The 17,777-nt window shown below is 64.1% G+C and carries 11 protein-coding genes and 1 pseudogene; 5 read left to right on the top strand and 7 right to left on the bottom strand.

Annotation, left to right across the window (positions count from 1 at the left end):
* Positions 1-147: 147 nt before the first annotated feature.
* The 4 genes from DBP14_RS35795 to DBP14_RS35780 all read right to left on the bottom strand — a co-directional run bounded on the left by DBP14_RS35795 (position 148) and on the right by DBP14_RS35780 (position 6,690).
* Entirely contained in the window at positions 148-3,159 is a 3,012-nt protein-coding gene (locus DBP14_RS35795; RefSeq protein ID WP_129312406.1) for a cell envelope integrity protein TolA, read from the bottom strand.
* Between the two features lie 299 nt (positions 3,160-3,458).
* Entirely contained in the window at positions 3,459-4,304 is an 846-nt protein-coding gene (locus DBP14_RS35790; protein ID WP_164992586.1) for a helix-turn-helix domain-containing protein, read from the bottom strand.
* 489 nt (positions 4,305-4,793) lie between these two features.
* The gene (locus DBP14_RS35785) at positions 4,794-5,711 is read right to left on the bottom strand and encodes a hypothetical protein (RefSeq protein ID WP_129312404.1); all 918 of its coding nucleotides are present in this window, start codon (positions 5,709-5,711) and stop codon (positions 4,794-4,796) included.
* Between the two features lie 25 nt (positions 5,712-5,736).
* Positions 5,737-6,690 (bottom strand): papain-like cysteine protease family protein, encoded by a 954-nt coding sequence (locus DBP14_RS35780; protein WP_129312403.1) that lies wholly within the window; start codon positions 6,688-6,690, stop codon positions 5,737-5,739.
* 370 nt (positions 6,691-7,060) lie between these two features.
* On the opposite strand from DBP14_RS35780, the gene mpaB reads away from it, so the two are divergent.
* The 5 genes from mpaB to lepB all read left to right on the top strand — a co-directional run bounded on the left by mpaB (position 7,061) and on the right by lepB (position 13,916).
* On the top strand, positions 7,061-8,392 hold the full coding sequence (gene mpaB / locus DBP14_RS35775) for a daptide biosynthesis RiPP recognition protein (protein ID WP_347239691.1): 1,332 nt from the start codon (positions 7,061-7,063) through the stop codon (positions 8,390-8,392).
* A 106-nt stretch (positions 8,393-8,498) separates the two neighbouring features.
* Entirely contained in the window at positions 8,499-9,365 is an 867-nt protein-coding gene (locus DBP14_RS35770; protein ID WP_129312401.1) for a 3'-5' exonuclease, read from the top strand.
* Between the two features lie 744 nt (positions 9,366-10,109).
* A complete protein-coding gene (locus DBP14_RS37205; RefSeq protein WP_241741407.1) occupies positions 10,110-12,068 on the top strand; it encodes a hypothetical protein in 1,959 nt (652 codons plus the stop codon).
* Between the two features lie 188 nt (positions 12,069-12,256).
* Positions 12,257-12,859: a hypothetical protein gene (locus DBP14_RS37200; protein WP_241741405.1), complete on the top strand. Its 603-nt coding sequence runs from the start codon at positions 12,257-12,259 to the stop codon at positions 12,857-12,859.
* Positions 12,860-13,139: 280 nt separating this feature from the next.
* On the top strand, positions 13,140-13,916 hold the full coding sequence (gene lepB / locus DBP14_RS35760) for a signal peptidase I (protein ID WP_241741403.1): 777 nt from the start codon (positions 13,140-13,142) through the stop codon (positions 13,914-13,916).
* 73 nt (positions 13,917-13,989) lie between these two features.
* Here lepB and DBP14_RS35755 read toward each other — a convergent pair whose 3' ends face one another.
* The 3 genes and pseudogenes from DBP14_RS35755 to DBP14_RS35745 all read right to left on the bottom strand — a co-directional run.
* Positions 13,990-14,619, bottom strand: coding sequence for a DUF3105 domain-containing protein (locus tag DBP14_RS35755; RefSeq protein WP_241741402.1), 630 nt, complete (start codon positions 14,617-14,619; stop codon positions 13,990-13,992).
* 254 nt (positions 14,620-14,873) lie between these two features.
* Positions 14,874-15,713 (bottom strand): glycosyltransferase family 2 protein, encoded by an 840-nt coding sequence (locus tag DBP14_RS35750; RefSeq protein WP_129312398.1) that lies wholly within the window; start codon positions 15,711-15,713, stop codon positions 14,874-14,876.
* 521 nt (positions 15,714-16,234) lie between these two features.
* Positions 16,235-17,740, bottom strand: a pseudogene (locus DBP14_RS35745) (hypothetical protein); the annotation flags it as partial.
* Positions 17,741-17,777 lie beyond the last annotated feature (37 nt).

Here is a 17,777-nt window from a genome sequence, read left to right as displayed (position 1 = left end):
TGCGGAAGCGCTCCGCAGCGTTCCGGCTTACGGGCCCCGCAGTAGGGGTGCGGTTGACCAGCAAAGGTGACCCAGTTGGTCAGGGTCAGGGAGGCTTCGAGCCGTCAGGTGGAGCGGCTACCAGTCTCCCAGACCCTCAGGCAGCCCTTACCTCCCCTCGCGTGCCCGGTCCTGACGAGCCCGCTCGTCCCGGGCACGCCGGTCGGCTTCCTCCCGGGCCCGGCGGTCGGCCTCTTCCTTGGCCTTGCGGTCGGCCTCTTCCTTGGCCTTGCGGTCGGCCTCTTCCTTGGCCTTGCGGTCGGCCTCTTCCTTGGCCTTGCGGTCGGCCTCTTCCTTGGCCTTGCGGTCGGCCTCTTCCTTGGCCTTGCGGTCCGCCTCTTCCTTGGCCTTGCGGTCCGCCTCTTCCTTGGCCTTGCGGTCCGCCTCTTCCTTGGCCTTGCGGTCCGCCTCTTCCTTGGCCTTGCGGTCCGCCTCCTCCTTGGCCTTGCGGTCCGCCTCCTCCTTGGCCTTGCGGTCCGCCTCCTCCTTGGCCTTGCGGTCCGCCTCCTCCTTGGCCTTACGGTCCGCCTCCTCCTTGGCCTTACGGTCCGCCTCCTCCTTGGCCTTACGGTCCGCCTCCTCCTTGGCCTTACGGTCCGCCTCCTCCTTGGCCTTACGGTCCGCCTCCTCCTTGGCCTTACGGTCCGCCTCCTCCTTGGCCTTACGGTCCGCCTCCTCCTTGGCCTTACGGTCCGCCTCCTCCTTGGCCTTACGGTCCGCCTCCTCCTTGGCCTTACGGTCCGCCTCCTCCTTGGCCTTGGCGTCAGCCTCCTCCTTGGCCTTGGCGTCAGCCTCCTCCTTGGCCTTGGCGTCATCGTCCGTACCGGACTGCTCGGACGTCGGCTTCGACTCTATTGGGCCGGAGTTTTCATCTCCGGGCTTCGGCTGCTCAGGCGTCGATCGCTTCGGTCGCGTACTGGTTTCGATGGGATCAGAGGAATGCCCTACCAGTGTCTTCCTGGCTCCGTCGACCAGGTACACGGCGCCGTTCTTATCCGTTTGATATTTGTGTTCTGCGCCTTGACCGATGGACTGTCTCACGCCATCGAGTTCTGCTTGGGCCGTGGCCGCCGATGAATCGCTGGGAGCCTTCAGGAAGGCCTTCACTCCATTGATGGCCTTAGTGAGCTTTTCCAGTTGCACCGGCGCATCAGGGCCGCCTATCGTCGAGCTTACTTTGGCGAGATCATCCAGCTTCAGCTCATTCAGCACCCTGTTTGCCTCTGAGGTTGCGTTCTGATCACCCGGGTGCGACTTGACTTGATTCAGGACATCCTGAATATTCCGAATCGTAAATCCCAGGCTATTCTTGAACTGCCGGTTTTCCTTGGCGATAATTCCTTCGACGGTAAGGCCGGTCCGCACCTGATCCGCAACCGCTTGGCGCGCCTCCTCGGGCGTCTTAGACGGGTTGTGGAATTGCATGATCTTCACGGCGTCGCCGAGAAAACCGTCCTTCTGGGCCTGCTCCATGATCTTCGACACCTCGGCGGCCGAGCGCGGCTGCCGATCAGCAGGAGTCTTCCACATGAATGGGACATCGTACGAGATGTGGAAATTCCCGGTGCCAGTGTCGAAGAACTGGGTCTTGTTGTGCAGACCGAGAATATTCGTTTCGAGTGTGGGATTCATTCGCCCGCTGCCCACAATATCGAGCGTCCCAGTCTCTCTATTGAGGGTCACCTGAGAACTGGCAGTCAAGCCGCTGATCGTGGCACCGTAGCTTTTATCAGCACTAGTGAACGTAAGCTTGCCATCATACGCGACGCGGAGGCCGTCTACCGCAAGACCATCCTTCGATGAATACTTTATGTTAGACCCGACGCTCAGTCCTTCGAGCTTGACGGAACCGTATTCCTTGGATGTCGCGGTCGCTGTCGGCTTGATCCCGGCGTGCCCATTGAAGGTGAATCCGTCCGCCGCCGTGTAATTAAGCTTACCGTTGACGTCCAGCCCTGAGAGCTCAATACTGTCGCCGCCCTTGCTGAGCTTTACCTTTGCGTTGGCGCTGTCGAATTCGACTCCCTCGAATGTGAAGCCGTCAGTCGGTGAATACTTGAGCTTGGCCCCTGTCCTCATTCCATCGATCTCGGCCGTGTAGTCTTTGTAGGTCAGCTTCGCCTTTCCGCTGAGCTCGAAATTGCCACCTGCTTCAAGCCCCTTCTTCTCGGACCACTTGAAGTCCGCGCCAAGCTTCAACCCTTCGGCTTCGATGCTGGTTCCATTGGCGAAGTGCAGCCCCAGCTTCGGGTCGACACCACCATGGCCAGCAATTTCAATTCCGTTTTCCTTCGTCCATTTAATGCTGCCGCCCGCCTCAAGGAAGCGGCCCTCGACGCTGAGCCCCCCGCTCACAGGCACGGTCAGGTGTGGCTTCGCGTTGAAATGGCCTTCAAGCTCTGTGAACCCTTGCGCCTGAGACCACTTGAACGAGCCTCCGCCTTCCATCCCATCGGCCGAGAAGCCGTAACCACCCGGCTTGGTCAACTTGAGGCTTACGTCTCCTCCCAGGCTGCCTTCCAACTGCAGTCCGTCCTTGGGCGACCAAGCTATGGCTCCCCCGGCTTTCAGCCCCTTGACCTCCAGACCGTTGCCTTCGTTGTCAGTCGCTTTGAACTGTGGGGCGGCCCCGAAATTCGCCTTGAGTTCCTTTAGCCCATCCTTCACTGACCAGTCGACCTTGGCCCCACCGCTCAACCCCTGGACTTCGACCTTGCCCACCTTGGGGTTGGATACCTGTATGTTGGCCGGGAATTGTACTTCACCCTTAATCCCCGCGATATTGCCCGAGGCGTCATATACAACATGAGCGTTTTTGGTCACCACCAAATTTGCCTTCAGAGTATAGTCGCCGAGCTTCCATTCAATCGGCCGAAGCTTGGTCTCGACCTGAACGCCATCCGGAGTGGGTTTGACCGTCACACTCGTGGACTGACCCTTGTTTTCGGTTGACGCACCGTTGCCGCCCGTGGGTGAATTCGAAGCAGCCGTAGCAGCCGCAAGGGCAGGCGACGCGCCTGCCGCACCGATACCGAGCACAAGCCCCAGTGAAATAGCAGCGTATCGGCCTGCCACCATCGTGGATACCTTACGAACCTTCTTATGGCGTGCCTCAGCCATCGCATCCTCCTGGAAAAAGAGAGTCAGGTGACCTCCGGGCAACGGGCAGCCACCTGAGCTACGTTGAGTGTGACGAGCATCCGTTCGTCATGTCGCGGCCTCGGCTCTGAGCTTCGCTTTCCCTTTCTGTCCGCCGAGGGTTCCGTTCTCCGCGCGGATGAGACCCGCCTTCGGCGTTCCTGTTACGCAGGTTTCGCAGTCACGTGTGTGACCTTTTCCACACTCTTTCGCCGCGGACCAGCCCTTCCGCGGCATGGGCCGGTCGCACTGCTGCGCGCGTTTGAGTGAACTATTCGTGATCACCTTGCGTCGCGGTGAACTGCCTCACGTTGAAACGCATGGCTTACCTCGTGAAGTGTCAGGGCTACTTGGATATCGAGCATGCGCTGCGGATCCTGCCAGCCCGGGCCGAGAACGACGGTAATCCGGCTCAACCTCTGGGCAGCGGTGTTGATGTGGATGTGCAGCTTTCTCGCAGTCCGACTCAGTTTTTGGCCGCTGTCCAGGTAAGCGCGCAAAGTGTCGCGCAGCGCCGTGCCTCGGCGTGCGTCATACCTGAGCAGAGGGCCTATCGTCGCGTCGACGAAGGGCGCGAGTTCGGGCTTTCCCTTGAGCAGCAACCCGATGAACCCCAGCCCCTCGGCCACCGCCGCTTCGGCGGTCCGTCCCAGCGCGAGCAAGACCCTGCCGCAGGAGAGAGCCTCTTGGTAGGCACCATGAACGTGCTGGAGTGACGTCACCGGCCCCGCCGCGCCGGCGGTGACCGGGTGACCGATGGCGCGACGCAGTTCCACGACGACTCGGTCGGCGACTGCCTGCGGATCCTGCCCCGGAAGCATGATGATCAGCCAGCCGTGTCGTTGTGTGGTCAGCCCCCTGTTTCGATGCGCATACGCGGCAGCCCAGGGCCAGGAGCGTTCCGACTTCTCTTTCACGACATGTACGGCGACGAGCACATGCGGGGACGCCAGATCTCGCCCCAGGCGCTGTGCCCGTGCGCACAGGTGCTCGGTGTTTTCGGGCGGAGCGGCCAGCAGGTCTTCAAGAAGGTCGCCGGCGACTCCGTTCTCGGCCTCGGCCGCCGCGCGCTGAGCCAACAGCAGCGTGACCAACATGGTGGCGGGGCTCATGCCGACGTCAGACATCGCGTGTTCCTTTGCTGCATGTGTGATCGCGGTACACATCGCTGTCTCTACGACGCCGTAACCGGCCGCGTGTTACGCCCGAGGGCGGACATGTGATCTGTGGCACACGACTGTGCAGCCGTCAGGTGGGCGAGCGGGACCTGGCCGGGCAGCGCCCAGCGAGAAATCGCCGGCGGATCGGATTCCAGGGCGGAACGGGGATCACGTGGGCCCGGCGGGCGGCCGCCTTGGTGGACCTTTGGTGGTGGCGCGCGTCCTAGTGATCTGGGAACCCGGATCACTGAGTGGACGGTGCGCGTCTCCAGGCACGCATGACGGGTCGTCCAGTGGCGAAACCCCGGGTAGGGACTTCCAGCGTTCGCGGAGGCTGTAGCAGCTTGGAGCGGAGGCCGCTCACGGATTGAGCCGGATGAGCTGTTGATCTTCTGGAGCCGACACTGCCGGCAAAGGCTGGTTGCCGGTCCCAGGGACCGGCAACCAGCGAGGAGATCACCGATCGGCAGAGGCTCGCCGTCGGCGTACGTACATCACGCCGCCGACTGTCATCAGGCCCACGGCTCCCGCACTTACGGCCGACCGCCATAACTCGTCGGTGTGCGGGGTGGCTTCGAGCGTTCTGGTGTGGTCGGTCCCGCCCTCCTCGGTCAAGTCGGCGTATCCGCCGGCAAGGCCCTTGTGGTCGTACTCAGAGCCCGGCAGCTTGTCGCCGTACCGCTTGTTCACCAGCTTCTGGTACTCGCTGAGGGGAAGGCGGGTTCGGCCGCGCAGGCCGGCACGTGCCTCGTTGTTCAGCGGTTCGACCATGCCGCTGTCGGTGAGCTGGTACCAAGCGTTGATCTGTGGCTCGGTGAACGTGCGGGTATGCGGATTGCCGCGTTCCGCGAGGGTGATCTCTCTGTCCCCGTCACGGATGCCGGACAACTGCCAGCCTCCGCTCCCGGCGGACGGGCCGCCGGCGTTCTCGCTCCGGCCGGTCGGCGAGAGGAGTACCGATGCCTTCTGACCGTCGTCGGCAGTGACGCGGGAGGCCAGGAACGAGAGCCGCAGGGGCTCTTGACGGGCGCTCTTGGTCTCCCCCTCGACGAACTGGGGGCTTATCTCGTAGATCGGCACAAGCCTCTTGAGATCGAATATGGGTGCTGTGCCAGTTGTCTCCCGGTTCTGCGCAGGGCCGCCTCCCTGCGCGCCACCGTCCGCTGCCCCCATGGTCTTTGCCCGCTTGTCCGCGGCGAGGAATCGCGAAACGGTCTCCTTGACCTTCTCGGTCTGAAGGACCTTTCGGGCCGACTGGTATCCAGCGATCCGGTCACCGCTGTCGGCGGCATGCGCCGGGGTGACGGACAGCGCGGCGAGGGCCGTTGCGGCGAGGACACCGCCGCAAGCGACCGCGTGCTTGGAGCGTCGCATGATCTGCATGGTCGGTCGTCCTCTTTCAGTTGTGGATGTTGATACGGGAGTGGGTCCATTCGAACTGGCTATTGTTCGCGTACTTGTTGTAGTCCCACCACGTGTATGTCTGGGTGTTGGGCCATGGGTCTCCAACGGCGATCATCTGGCTGTGTGGGTCGTAGCCGTAGATGACGTTGATGTGGCCACCGCCGCTGCGCCAGCCGATCCTGACGGCGAACGGACGGCCGGCCTGGATCTGTCGAGTGGCTTGGGAGAAGGAAATCCGGCTGACACTGTCGCCGCTGTCGGCGATGCCCATCCTCGCCAGTCCGTTCGCCATGTCATCGAGCGTGGCGGGCCGGTTGTTGCAGTCCAGCCATCGACCGGATGCGGCCAGTTGGCAGAATTCGTGCTGGTCGTAGCCGGTAAAGCCCCAGAACTTCGCGATGGTCAGTCCGGAGGCGTCCCAGCACCACTGGCTTTCGACCTGCTTCTGCATCTTGATGGGGACAGTCTTCTGCCCGGTGGCAGGAGACTGAGGGCTGGTGCTGCCGCAGGCCGGCAGGCTGTTGGTGTTCTCGACGATGAAGGCGTCGGCGATGTAGTACGAACCTGCGCGCACCCACCGGGAGTCGTTCTCGATCCTGGTGCCGGTGGTGCGGCAGGTCATCAGAATCTGGTCGCCGGGAGAGGAGTGGCCGACGATCCGGGAAGAAGTCGAGGGTTGCGCACGATGGTTGATGTAGCGGTAATTGCCCTGACCGCTGTACACCGTTCCCGTGACCGCTGCGTGCGCTTGGGCCCCAAGGATCAGGCAGAGGGCAGCGCCGAGTGCGGCGGCGACGGTGGCTATGAGCGCTCTTATGCCGTTGGATAAGCGAATCCTGTGCACGATGCTCCATTCAAGAAGACGAGAACCCAATGACGGCGTACCGACGAAACGGGTCTTCGCATCGAGACATGACGGCACACCGAGGGATGGGTTGCGTGTGGACATCTTCTCAGAGAAGCGCGGCTGCTACGGCCCCAATATCCAGGCCATCGCGGTAGGTTGCTCGGGCGGTAGTTGCTGATGCGCAATCAAATACATGTCGTACAAAGGATTCTGGCGGCACGTCAGGTCCTGTGCTTCCCAGCGTCACCCACGGACCGATTTCCCGATGTGTGATCTTGTCTACACCCGGCGATGACGCACTGCGGCTCCCACGTCCGTCAAATGGTTACTGATGAGTTGTCGAATCTGATGGGCAGAGTCATCGATTTGCCGCGATACGGACTTCCCGCACGGTTGCTGTTCCGTCCCCGGCGGTGGCTGGACGAGGCTTGGGCTGGGTCGGGGAAATCTGACACCGTGGCCCGCGTGGTGGATGATGACGATCGATTGCCAACTGGCCGCGACTGTCTCCACCTCAACCGAATATTCGACTGCGACTCATAAGACTCAAGTCACCTGTAGGCGGGTAAACATGCGTTGCATTTTATGTCATTTAAATTCCTGGGGGTGTGGCCATTCAGACTCCCTCATCGCATCCCCTGACGGCATTCCTGTGCGGACCATCGTCACCGAGTCGGCCGATGTACTGCCTGCCCTTCTGGACAGTGATCTGTGCGGTGAAGGCACTGTCGTTTTCTCCCCCTCACGCGACACTCCATCCAGCGTCGGAAAAACCATCATTGCTCCTTACACTGGATCGCTCAGTGCACCGGGCGACGAAATGGTGGTAGGTGAGATCTGCGTAGTGAAGGTCCAGGAGTACGAACTGACTCCCTACCTCGCGACAGCCAGCCCGACCTTCGTACGGATCAACAATGAGGACGATTTCTACACCTTCCTGGAGCACGCGGACCACGCACACCAGCACGGTGCTTTCCTGCCGGCTCTGCTCCACCCCATGGTGCGGCTGGCTGACTTGTGCGCCCTGGGCGGCGCTCACACGTGTGGCGGTCCGTCCCAGCGATTGTTCGTCCGCGCCACCGGTCAGGCCAGCACCACCCCCTGGGGCATGCCCCTCGGCTCCGTCACGGATGGTCTGGCCTCTTTGACGGCGACATGGTCTGCCTTCCGTCGGCCCTCCGGATCCGGTTGCCCGGGCTGCCTCAGCCAAGCCGTGCCCGCGCCCCTCCTGCGCATCGCCCACCAGCAGCGTCCATGGCTCTCCCGATACCTCCAAGCCCTGGACGCACTGCGTACAGCGGCCGAGCGAGGACTGAGCCCGCTGAAGGTCTCCGGCTTCCCCCACCGCCTGACCGCCGGGGCGGACGACTACCTGCCCGCCCTCGACCTCATGCCCGCCGGGGCGGAGATGCCCCTACTGCTGTTCAGCGCCGACGTGGCGGTCCTCCACGACACGCACAGCCACCAGCAATTCGAACTGGGGACCGGCACCGCACGGCTCATTGAGCTACTCATGATTCATGGAGACAGCGATGCGGCGGTCTACGCGGCCACACAGCACCTCGGACTCGAGCGCCATGCCGCCCACGCTGCGCTGGCCCAGGTGAGAGCAGGTCTGGTCGGCTTCGGCATACAACTGTCCACTGCACGCGGCAGCGAGGACGCGTCATGCCCTCCCTCCAGGCAGGGGTCTGCCTTCGCCCACGGCGTGAACGCGAGTTGCTGGCTGGCTTCAGCAGGCATGGGGACGTCGAACCATTCGCTGCAACCGGTGCCGGGCCCCCGGTCTCAGAGTGATGGTTGATCAGCCAACAGGTAGGTCGCCCTCGTCGGACACAGAGAAGAACCCGTCATAGGCATCGAGCGTGGCGATGTCTGGGGCTCCGTTTCACCCCGGTGCGACCGCTACAGTGACGCTGATCATCCATGGTGCGGCCGTGGTGGCCGGGGAAGGGGAGCGCGTGTCGCTCGTGCAGCTGAACGGGTTGGACGACCTGTTCACCCGTCGCGTGGATGAGCACGAGGTCCAGTTCGTCCGCCCTGCCGGCACCGACCGGCCCATCTGGGCCGTGTACGACGCCCGCCGGTATTTGGGCACCCTGAACGCCGAGCATGACGGCGAGGGGGGCCCGATGTGGCGAGTGCTGGCCACCCGGGAGGGACACGCCAGCCTCGATGACGCGGTTCGGGCCCTCCGGCGGCCGGCGTCATGGCCGCGTGAGCGCGAGGAGGTGGCCCGCTGGGCCCGCCGGCTCAGCGAGGACGACTCGCTGCTGGCGGTCGACCTGCGGACCGAAGAACCGGGCAACGCACGCATGGTGCGGATCGCCGTGGTGGCGGCCAAGGACGGGACTGTGGTCTTCGACGAGCACGTGCAGCCGCAGCCTCGCGTCGGGCCCGCGATGCGAGACGCTCACCGGGTCGCGCCCGAACGCAATGCCCAGGCACCGGCCTTCGGCGCACTGCTGCCCCTTCTCGGGGACGTGCTCGGGGGGAGCACGCTGGTGTCGTACGACGCCGATGCCGACCGGGCTGTCTTGAAGCGCGAATTGATTCGCCACTACGGCGATCAGGCCCCGGCCGAGGAGTGGCTGGCCCGGTACCGGTGGGAGGACGCGTGGGAGCCTTGCTCTGTGTGGCGGGGACTGTGGTCGGCCAAGCTCGGAGCCTATTGTGCCCCGCCGCTGGGTGACCCTCAGGACGCGGCTGCCAACTGTCTGCTCTTACTCGCGAAGCTCGAAGAGATGAGTGCAGCAGTACCAGAGCCCCCTTGGTGAGTTTTCCCTCGGCCATCGGCGAGGACGAACGAGGCCGGAGCCGTCCTCCAGGTCAGTAGAGCCGGCCCGTCCCGGCAATCGCGTACATGACATAGTCTTTTTCGCGGTCTCTGCTTGGGCGCAATCCAGCAGGTGTGCATTTTCCACACATGCTTGCCGACAAGAACAGGCCTTATTCCTATAGCCTCGTGCGGCCGCAGCGGCGAGACTGCGATGACGGATATGAAATCGCCTACCTGAGGCCCATTATCAGTGACGAGTCTCACGGAGCTTGAGCCTGGCCGTGCAGCCGATCTTTGGCTGACAGAAGAGCGCGCAGCGACTGAAGTTCGGATAGAGCCATCGACTCGGGACATGGCAGGTTCCCGCCATGATGCCTCAGGCCGCTCTCTGCTGAGCCGCACCGGATCACGTTCGATCGCGCAGCGGCCGCGGGCAGCCTCAAATGAGGCGAGATCAATTCCTGTGGCGCACGTTCTCGGCGCTTCTTGAAGGCAAGGCAAACGCAGCACATGCTGATTCAGGGTGTTCGTTCCCCCGCAGATTCAAGCAAATCAATGCTCGCAGTGATGCCTGCCTTCCTGGTACCGCATGGAAATGCCTTCCATGCCAGCCAACGGGTCCTGCATCGGATTCGACTGCCATCAGGCAAACACATATACCAGAGAGGTGAATATGACTGCTTCCAGGAAGAGGCATGCCCGGCACCGCTTAGAGGGGCAGGCCAGGAGGGGAAGCCTGCATATGAAAAGCAAGAGCACCGTCTCTGCGATGCTCGCCACACTGGCCGTAACTGGCGGCCTTCAGTTGGCAAACGCCACCATAAGTTCAGCCGATGTCAATCACAGCGCCCTGAACGGATACCTTCATATACCGCTCACCGTCCGAAGGGCCGGCGCCAGCACTATCACCTGGGGAGTCAGCCCCGAGGTTCCCGCCAGTATTCGGAATGACATAAGGAAGGCGCTGAGCTCGTGGTCAGTGGCCATGAACAACCCTCAGTTGTTCCGGGAGGCCAAGCCGGGGGAACAGGTTGGCTTCCAATTCAGTATGGCCAATCTCGGGCATAACGGCCCAGCAAAGATCCTTGGCAGCTCTCCTTACGTCGGATGCTCCGGAGCGGCGCTGCGTGGTTGTCTCACAGCAAAGCTTGACAATGTGCTGACCGGTATGACCGAAGATCAAGCTGTCTCGGTCATCGCGCATGAATTCGGGCATGCTCTCAATTTGAACCATTCCGTCAATGGGCGCACTGAAGAGATCATGCTCTCTGGCGTGGGAGACAAACCGTCGGTCCGGCCCACCTCCGACGAAGCCATCATGGCGAACCACTTCAACAACGGTCTCCTCGGAAACCCCCGGCCAAACGACCCGAATTGGCCCCGTCCAGAATTCGGAAATCAGCGCGGGTGGGATCCAAAGACCCAGTCATGGTTACCGTACGCGGAATGGTATGCCACATACGCGTCAACTCCGCACCTCACCAGTGACGGATGGTACGGCTACGACCCGAGTACCCATTCGTACGTGCCGCGTACAGATTGGAACAGGAAGTACCGGTCACCTCAGGACGGCCCGGGGACGAAGGGTACGGGGCAGGAACCCAAGGCCCCGACTGAGCCGGCGCCCGGGGACGAGGGGAAGAACGGCTACCAAGACACACGCTTCTACGCCCAGACCGCCGATGGCGCGTGGCATCCCTTCACTCCCGGGGCCCCCACCAAGGACTACGTCGGTTTCACCGGCTACGGCATGAAGAGCGGCGTCTGGCAGGAGATCAAGGATCCTGGGGGCTATGTACGGCGCGCGGAGCAGCCGTCAAAGGCCGGGGAGAACGAGTACGACAAGACCCAGTTCTACGGCCAGACCGCTGATGGTGCGTGGCATTCCCTCACAGCTGGGGCCTCCACCACGGGCTACAGCGACGTCAAGGGCTACGGCATGGCGAACGGCGACTGGCAGGAGATCAAGGACCCCCGGAACTACATCGCCGACCACAAACCGGCAACCGAGGAGCAGAAGGCAGCGGACGAAACCCGAGCCCAAGCTCAGGTAGAGGCCGACGCCAAGGCGAAGGAAGAGGCGGACCGCAAGGCGCAGGAGGAGGCCGACCGCAAGGCGAAGGAGGAAGCGGACCGCAAGGCCAAGGAAGAGGCCGACCGCAAGGCCAAGGAGGAAGCGGACCGCAAGGCCAAGGAAGAGGCCGACCGCAAGGCCAAGGAAGAAGCCGACCGCAAGGCCAAGGAAGAAGCCGACCGCAAGGCCAAGGAAGAAGCCGACCGCAAGGCCAAGGAAGAAGCCGACCGCAAGGCCAAGGAAGAAGCCGACCGCAAGGCCAAGGAAGAAGCCGACCGCAAGGCCAAGGAAGAAGCCGACCGCAAGGCCAAGGAAGAAGCCGACCGCAAGGCCAAGGAAGAAGCCGACCGCAAGGCCAAGGAAGAAGCCGACCGCAAGGCCAAGGAAGAAGCCGACCGCAAGGCCAAGGAAGAAGCCGACCGCAAGGCCAAGGAAGAAGCCGACCGCAAGGCCAAGGAAGAAGCCGACCGGCAGGCTCGCGAGGAAGCGGACCGGCAGGCTCGCGAGGAAGCGGACCGGCAGGCTCGCGAGGAAGCGGACCGGCAGGCTCGCGAGGAAGCGGACCGCAGAGCCCGTGAGGAGGCGGACCGGCGGGCTGAGGAGCACCGCCGGGAGGAGCGCCGGTAACCCGGTATTGCCGCGTACGAGAAGCCGGTAACACGCCCGAGCGGGCGCGTTCCGGCTTCTCTTCGTCTTCGCGCGGAGGAGGCTCCCCATACCTCTCACCCGTCCGGATCACCTGATCGTCACCCCGAGAAGGGGTGGCCCTCTGGTGTGGAGATGTTCCTCCGAGAACGGATCGGTGAGTCAGGCAGATGAAGAAGTGCGTTTCCACGCGATTGCTCACAGTGGTGCTCGCCGCCAGCGCGGTGGGACTGTCGGGGACTGTCCGCGCCGCGGCGGCCGTTCCCGACTGGGCGGCCGCCTCGGCGGCAACGGACGCCATTTCGGTCAAGGGTGTCCTGGGAAAGAGGACTGATCCGCCACACGACGGGCGGGATCGGGCGGAAGCCGAAAGGAGGAAGCGGGAGGAACTCCAGAGGCAGCAACAGGAGCAACGGAGGCAGGCGCAAGAAGAGCGGCGGAGGCAGCAGCAGGAGGAGGAGATCGAGGCGAAGCGAGAGGCCGAGATCAAGCGGCAGCAGAACGAGGCCGAAGAGGAGCAGGCGAAGAACATCCGGCGGAAACGAGAGATCGAGGAAACCGACCGCACGTCGGCCAGGGAGGTGACCAACGAGCGGCTGGAGGACCTGGGGGCGCGTCAGGAGCTGCGCGACGAGGACGGCCTCGACATCACGCGGCGGAATGAGACCGAACAAAGGACGAGGGAGGAGCGGCAGAAAACGGCAGAGGAAGAGGGCATTGCCGCTTGTGAGTCGTTTGACCCGATCACCTGCCCCAGATTGCCTGGCGAGTGAGTGTCCGCGGAGGTTGCCGCGGCGGGGCCGGACCGTCACCGCCGCGCTCCTGGCCTGACTTGGCTGATGTTCCTCCCGTTCGAGAGGGCTGACCGTACCGGTGGAGCCACACTGTGTCCCATGTCACACACATTTGGGCTGATATCGTCGTAATAGTCTGCTCGTACCGGTGTCATATAGACAGGCGGGTGCAGGCCACTACTTCGCACCTACATGACACATGGAAAAGTGTGGTCTCCCCCGCCTCCCTGATCCCTCCGCGTTCGATTACGAGAAGGAGTTGATTGACCTGAGTGAGGAGCCGTCGAGTGACTCCGGGGCGCCCGGCGACGGCGGGGAGGCTGGTGAGCGGCGCCCGGCCCACGGACACCGGTTGAGGCGGACGTCCCCCCAGCCGAAGAGACACCGCTCCTTATGGAAGGAGCTGCCCATCCTCATTGTCGTCGCCCTCGTGCTGGCACTGCTGGTCAAGACGTTTGGGGTGCAGGCATTCTCGATCCCCTCGGCGTCGATGCAGAACACGCTCCACGTGGGGGACCGCGTCCTGGTCGACAAGTTCACGCCGTGGTTCGGCTCCGAACCGGAGCGGGGTGAGGTCGTCGTCTTCCACGATCCGAACAACTGGCTGGCGGACGAGCCGACGCGGAAACCCAATCCCGTCCAGAAGGTCCTGGGCTGGATCGGCCTGATGCCGTCGGCGCAGGAGAAGGACCTCATCAAACGAGTGATCGGTATTGGCGGCGACACCGTCGAGTGCAGGGGACCAGGGCCACTGCGGATCAACGGCCACGCGCTGAAGGAGCCGTATGTGTATCCCGGCAACACCCCATGCAGCGTCGACGACTTGGGCGGCCAGTTCAGGGTGAAGGTCCCCCTGGGATACGTCTGGGTCATGGGTGACCACCGCCAGGACTCCCGCGACTCGCGCTACAACCAGTTCGACAGCGACCGCGGCATGGTCCCTGTGAGGAATGTCGTCGGCCGTGCCATTGTCATCGGCTGGCCGATCAGCCGATGGGACACCCTGCCCATCCCGGGCGCCTTCGACAAGGTCTGAGCGCCCGGCCCGTGACGGTCGCGCCGCGCCGGCGCCGGGCGGAGAGTGGCCGATCACGAACGCCGAGGCGCCCTCACTTCATCGTCCCGCCTGTGCACGGGGCACCCGGTTCGGGCGTCTGCCTCCCCTGGGCATACGCCGCGAAGAACGTCTCGACGTTCGGATCGCTCGCGCTCGTCACCGTGCGCTGGTGCCCCCAAGCGGTGAGCATGATGGGGTCCTTCTGATGCTCGTACGGACTCATCATCGTGTACGGCGTCTTCCTCACCTTTGCCGCCAGCGCCGTGACGTCTGCCTTGGACGCCTTGCTGTTGTACGTCACCCAGACCGCGCCGTGCTCGAGCGAGTGCACGGCGTTTTCGTTCCGCACCGGTTCCGTGTAGACCTCGCCGTTGCAGTCCAGCCACACGGGGTTGTGCGGGCCCCCGACGGGTGGGTCGGTCGGGTACGTGACGGTACCGGTGACGTGGTTGCGTGCCAGTGGCCCCAGCCAGGTCTTGACGCCGTCGGCACTGACGGACCATCCGGTGGTCCCGGAGTCGCCTGCCGCATGATCGGAGCCGGACTCGTGGCGCAGGGTGATCTGCGCGTGTCCGTGCCGTTCCTGTGGGGGCTGCAACGAGTGCGTCCGCGGAGCGAGTTCACCGGCGGACGCATCCGCGCTGACGGCGAACATGAATCCCGCCGACACAGAAGCTGCCACGGCGCCGACTCTCAGCACCCAATTCCACCTCCAGACCAGCCCTCCACACGGCTTCATGTGGCATACCATCGCTTCATCCTCCTTGCATGCCGGAATAACAGTGCCGACTCCATGCCCATATAGAGGCTCCGGAATTCTTCGAGAATACCCTGTCACTCCCCGAAGAATAGGCATGCAGAATCCGCTTTACGGCTTCAGCCCGATCTCCCGCCGAGGGAAAATGGCATGATATTTATTCCTCCGGGAATAGGCGGTCAAGGTCGCTCCGTCTTGAGCTCTCTCGCCTTGAGGCCTATCTGCCAGCGGTAGAAGCTCATGGCCAGCGCGTAGTCCAAGCCGGCCCGGCCGTCCAGGAACCCTCGCTTGTAGAGGTAGGCGTACACGAAGGACACGAGCGGCTTGAGGGGTGCCTTGTGAAAGAGCTGTCCCTGCCGGGACTTGGCCTGCCGGGTGGACTCCTTCACCTCCGGGTGGTGCTCCAGCCACGCCTCCCAGTCGGAGTAGCGGTTGTGCCGGTCGAACCAGGTGCGCACGGGGTCGAGGTCCTCGTGCTCGATCGGCGACTTCAGCCTCCGTACAGCCTCGGAGCTGTCCTCCGCCACCGGCTGGTAGTGGCCCTCCTGCTCACCCATGCCTGGCGCGTCCAGGTCGTCGAGCACCGGGAAATGACACCGTGTCCGGTCCATGAGGGCCCGTTTGACGATGGTGTAGCCGTGCCGCAGGCGGCGGCCCGCGAACCAGTAGTCCAAGGGGATATCGAACGCCGCGGCCTTCACCGGCCTGGAGAAGACGTACCGCAGCTCTGCCAGCAGCGCGAGGCTCACTCGTTCATCGCCGTCGAGGAAGAGCACCCATCGAGTCCGGGACCGCACGTTGTCCAGGCACCACTGCTTCTTCTTCGGATACGCGCCGTCCCACGCGTAGGAGACGACCTCGGCGCCCAGCGTTGCCGCGATCGAGCAGGTGTCGTCGGTGCTGTGGGAGTCGACGACGACCACGGCCTCGAAGTGATCGATGACGGACCGAATGGCCGCGGCGATGTTCTCGGCCTCGTTCTTGGTGGGTATGACCACCGTGATGGGCAGTTTCGTCACCCGTGCTTCCTTTCTCCGCCGCTTTCGGTCGCGGCTGTCGCTGTTCCCCGCCTCTGCGGTCGGTCGCGCCGAGGGCTCGTCCAGGCCGCGCGAGGGCGGCCTGGACGAGCGGTTTTCCTCCCTGGGTGGGGAGGTCAGGGGAGGGCGTAGCCGAGCAGGGATTCCCTGGTGTAGGGGCCCTCACAGTCGGACCGGGGAGACACGAAGTGGTCGCCGTTGCCGGGGATGTAACAGCGGTAGAGGGGGAGGGTTCCCGGTACCTGGCTGGTGTGGATGTAGCCGACCGGGCCCAGCGGGCGCTGGCCTTCGCACCCGGGGTCCCGAGTGAGCAGGGAGCCCTTGCCTCCTGCCTGGCATTCGTAGAGCCTGACCGTGCCGGGCTGCTGGCCGGCGTCGAGGTGCCAGGTCGCTTCGAGGGTGTATCCGGGCGGCAGGGGCCGGGAGGTCGCGACGTGGCTGCCGAGGGCGGGGTTGTAGCCACGGCGCAGCGGACCGCTGGGTGGCGAAGCGATGAGGGTGACGGGCGCGGACCGGCTGGTGTTGGTGCCGTCGCTCGCGGTGATCCGGTAGGTGTAGGTCGCCCCCGGGGTGACGTGGGTGTCGGTGAAGGTCAGCTGCGGGCGCTTCCAGAACAGCGATGAGGCGGTGACGGTGTGCAGGGGTGTGTGGGAGCCGTTGCGGTAGATCCGGTAGGTCAGATCGCTGTCGTCCAGGTCGAGGCTGGACGTCCAGCTCAGGTCGATCTGGCCGGGCCGTGTGCTGCTGGCGCTGGCCTGGGGGGCCGATGGGGCCGTGGTGTCGGGGCCGCTGGAGAAGCGGGTCAGGCCCTGCTGCGGCTTGTTGTTGACGGTGGTGAACTCGCCGCCGACCCACAGGTAGTCGGTGCCGTTCTTCGAGGCGGTGGTCAGCACGCGCGGCCCGATGTGCTCGCCGATGCCGTCGTTGGTGTCGGGGAACCAGCTCAGCAGTGCCGGGTTGTTGACCGATTCGGCGAGCAGGTGCTGGCGGTCGTTCCGCAGCTGCGGGAATTCGCCCATGCTGCTGCAGTCGTGCGCGTGTGAGGCGGAGTACAGGACGCCCTTGTAGACCTCGACCGCCTGGGTCGCGCCCGCGCAGGTGTCCCGCCAGCGCTGATTGAAGTCGGTGAGGTTGAAGGCGGTCCGGCCCTCGTCGGTGCCGCCGACGTCTTCGCCGCCTGTGTAGAAGCCGGTGGCGTCGGTGGTGATGTCCTTCACCACGGCCTTGGCGTCGATGAAGCCCGCGGGGTAGGTCTTGGTCAGGGCGCCGGTCGTGCTGTTGACCACGGCCAGGGCGTGGGAGTCGGCACCATTGAGATGGAAGAAGTCGCCGCCGAGGATGACGTTCTTCCCGTCAGGCGTGACCTTGAGTGTCCGCCCGACCTCGTCGGCATCGGCCGTCCACGGACGCAACGCACCCGAGGTCGTCACGGAAGCGAAGTAACGGCGCGCCTGACCAGCCACCTTCGTGAAGTCACCACCGAGATACACCGCATCCCCAGTGACATCCAGCGCCCGCACCGTCGCATTCACCGACACCTTGAAACCGGCCTTCGGCGCACACCTGCGAATATCGATCGCCGCGACATTACTGGTCTTCACACCATTGACCGCACCAAAGCGCCCACCCGCATACAACGTCCCGCCATCCGGCGACACCGCCAGCGCCCGCACCGTCGCCAGCCCCGAACCCACCGTAAAAGACAACCGGCACGACGTCGGCACACCCGTCGCCGCATCCAGCGCCACAAAATTCACCGCCGGACGCTCACCACTCCCAGCCGCCGCACCCGGCGGCCGCACCGCCGAGAACGTCCCCCCAGCGAACACCACCCCACCCGCCTGAGCCATCGCCCACACGATCCCGTTCGTCTGCCACGCCGGCAACGCACCCGCCGACAACCCGACCGGCGCGGTCACCGCCACAGCCGACGGCACCCCCACCCCGGCCAACCCACCCGCAGCCAACGACAAGACAGCCCCACACACCCCAACCAACCGTAATCGCATAAACCTTCCCAACCCCTTTTCCGATGTCATGCCACTG

It is taken from the genome of Streptomyces sp. L2, assembly GCF_004124325.1.
In the GTDB taxonomy this organism is placed as follows: Bacteria; Actinomycetota; Actinomycetes; order Streptomycetales; family Streptomycetaceae; genus Streptomyces.
The sequence above is the reverse complement of the archived record's forward strand: the minus strand, read 5'-3'. Positions and strand labels throughout refer to the sequence as shown.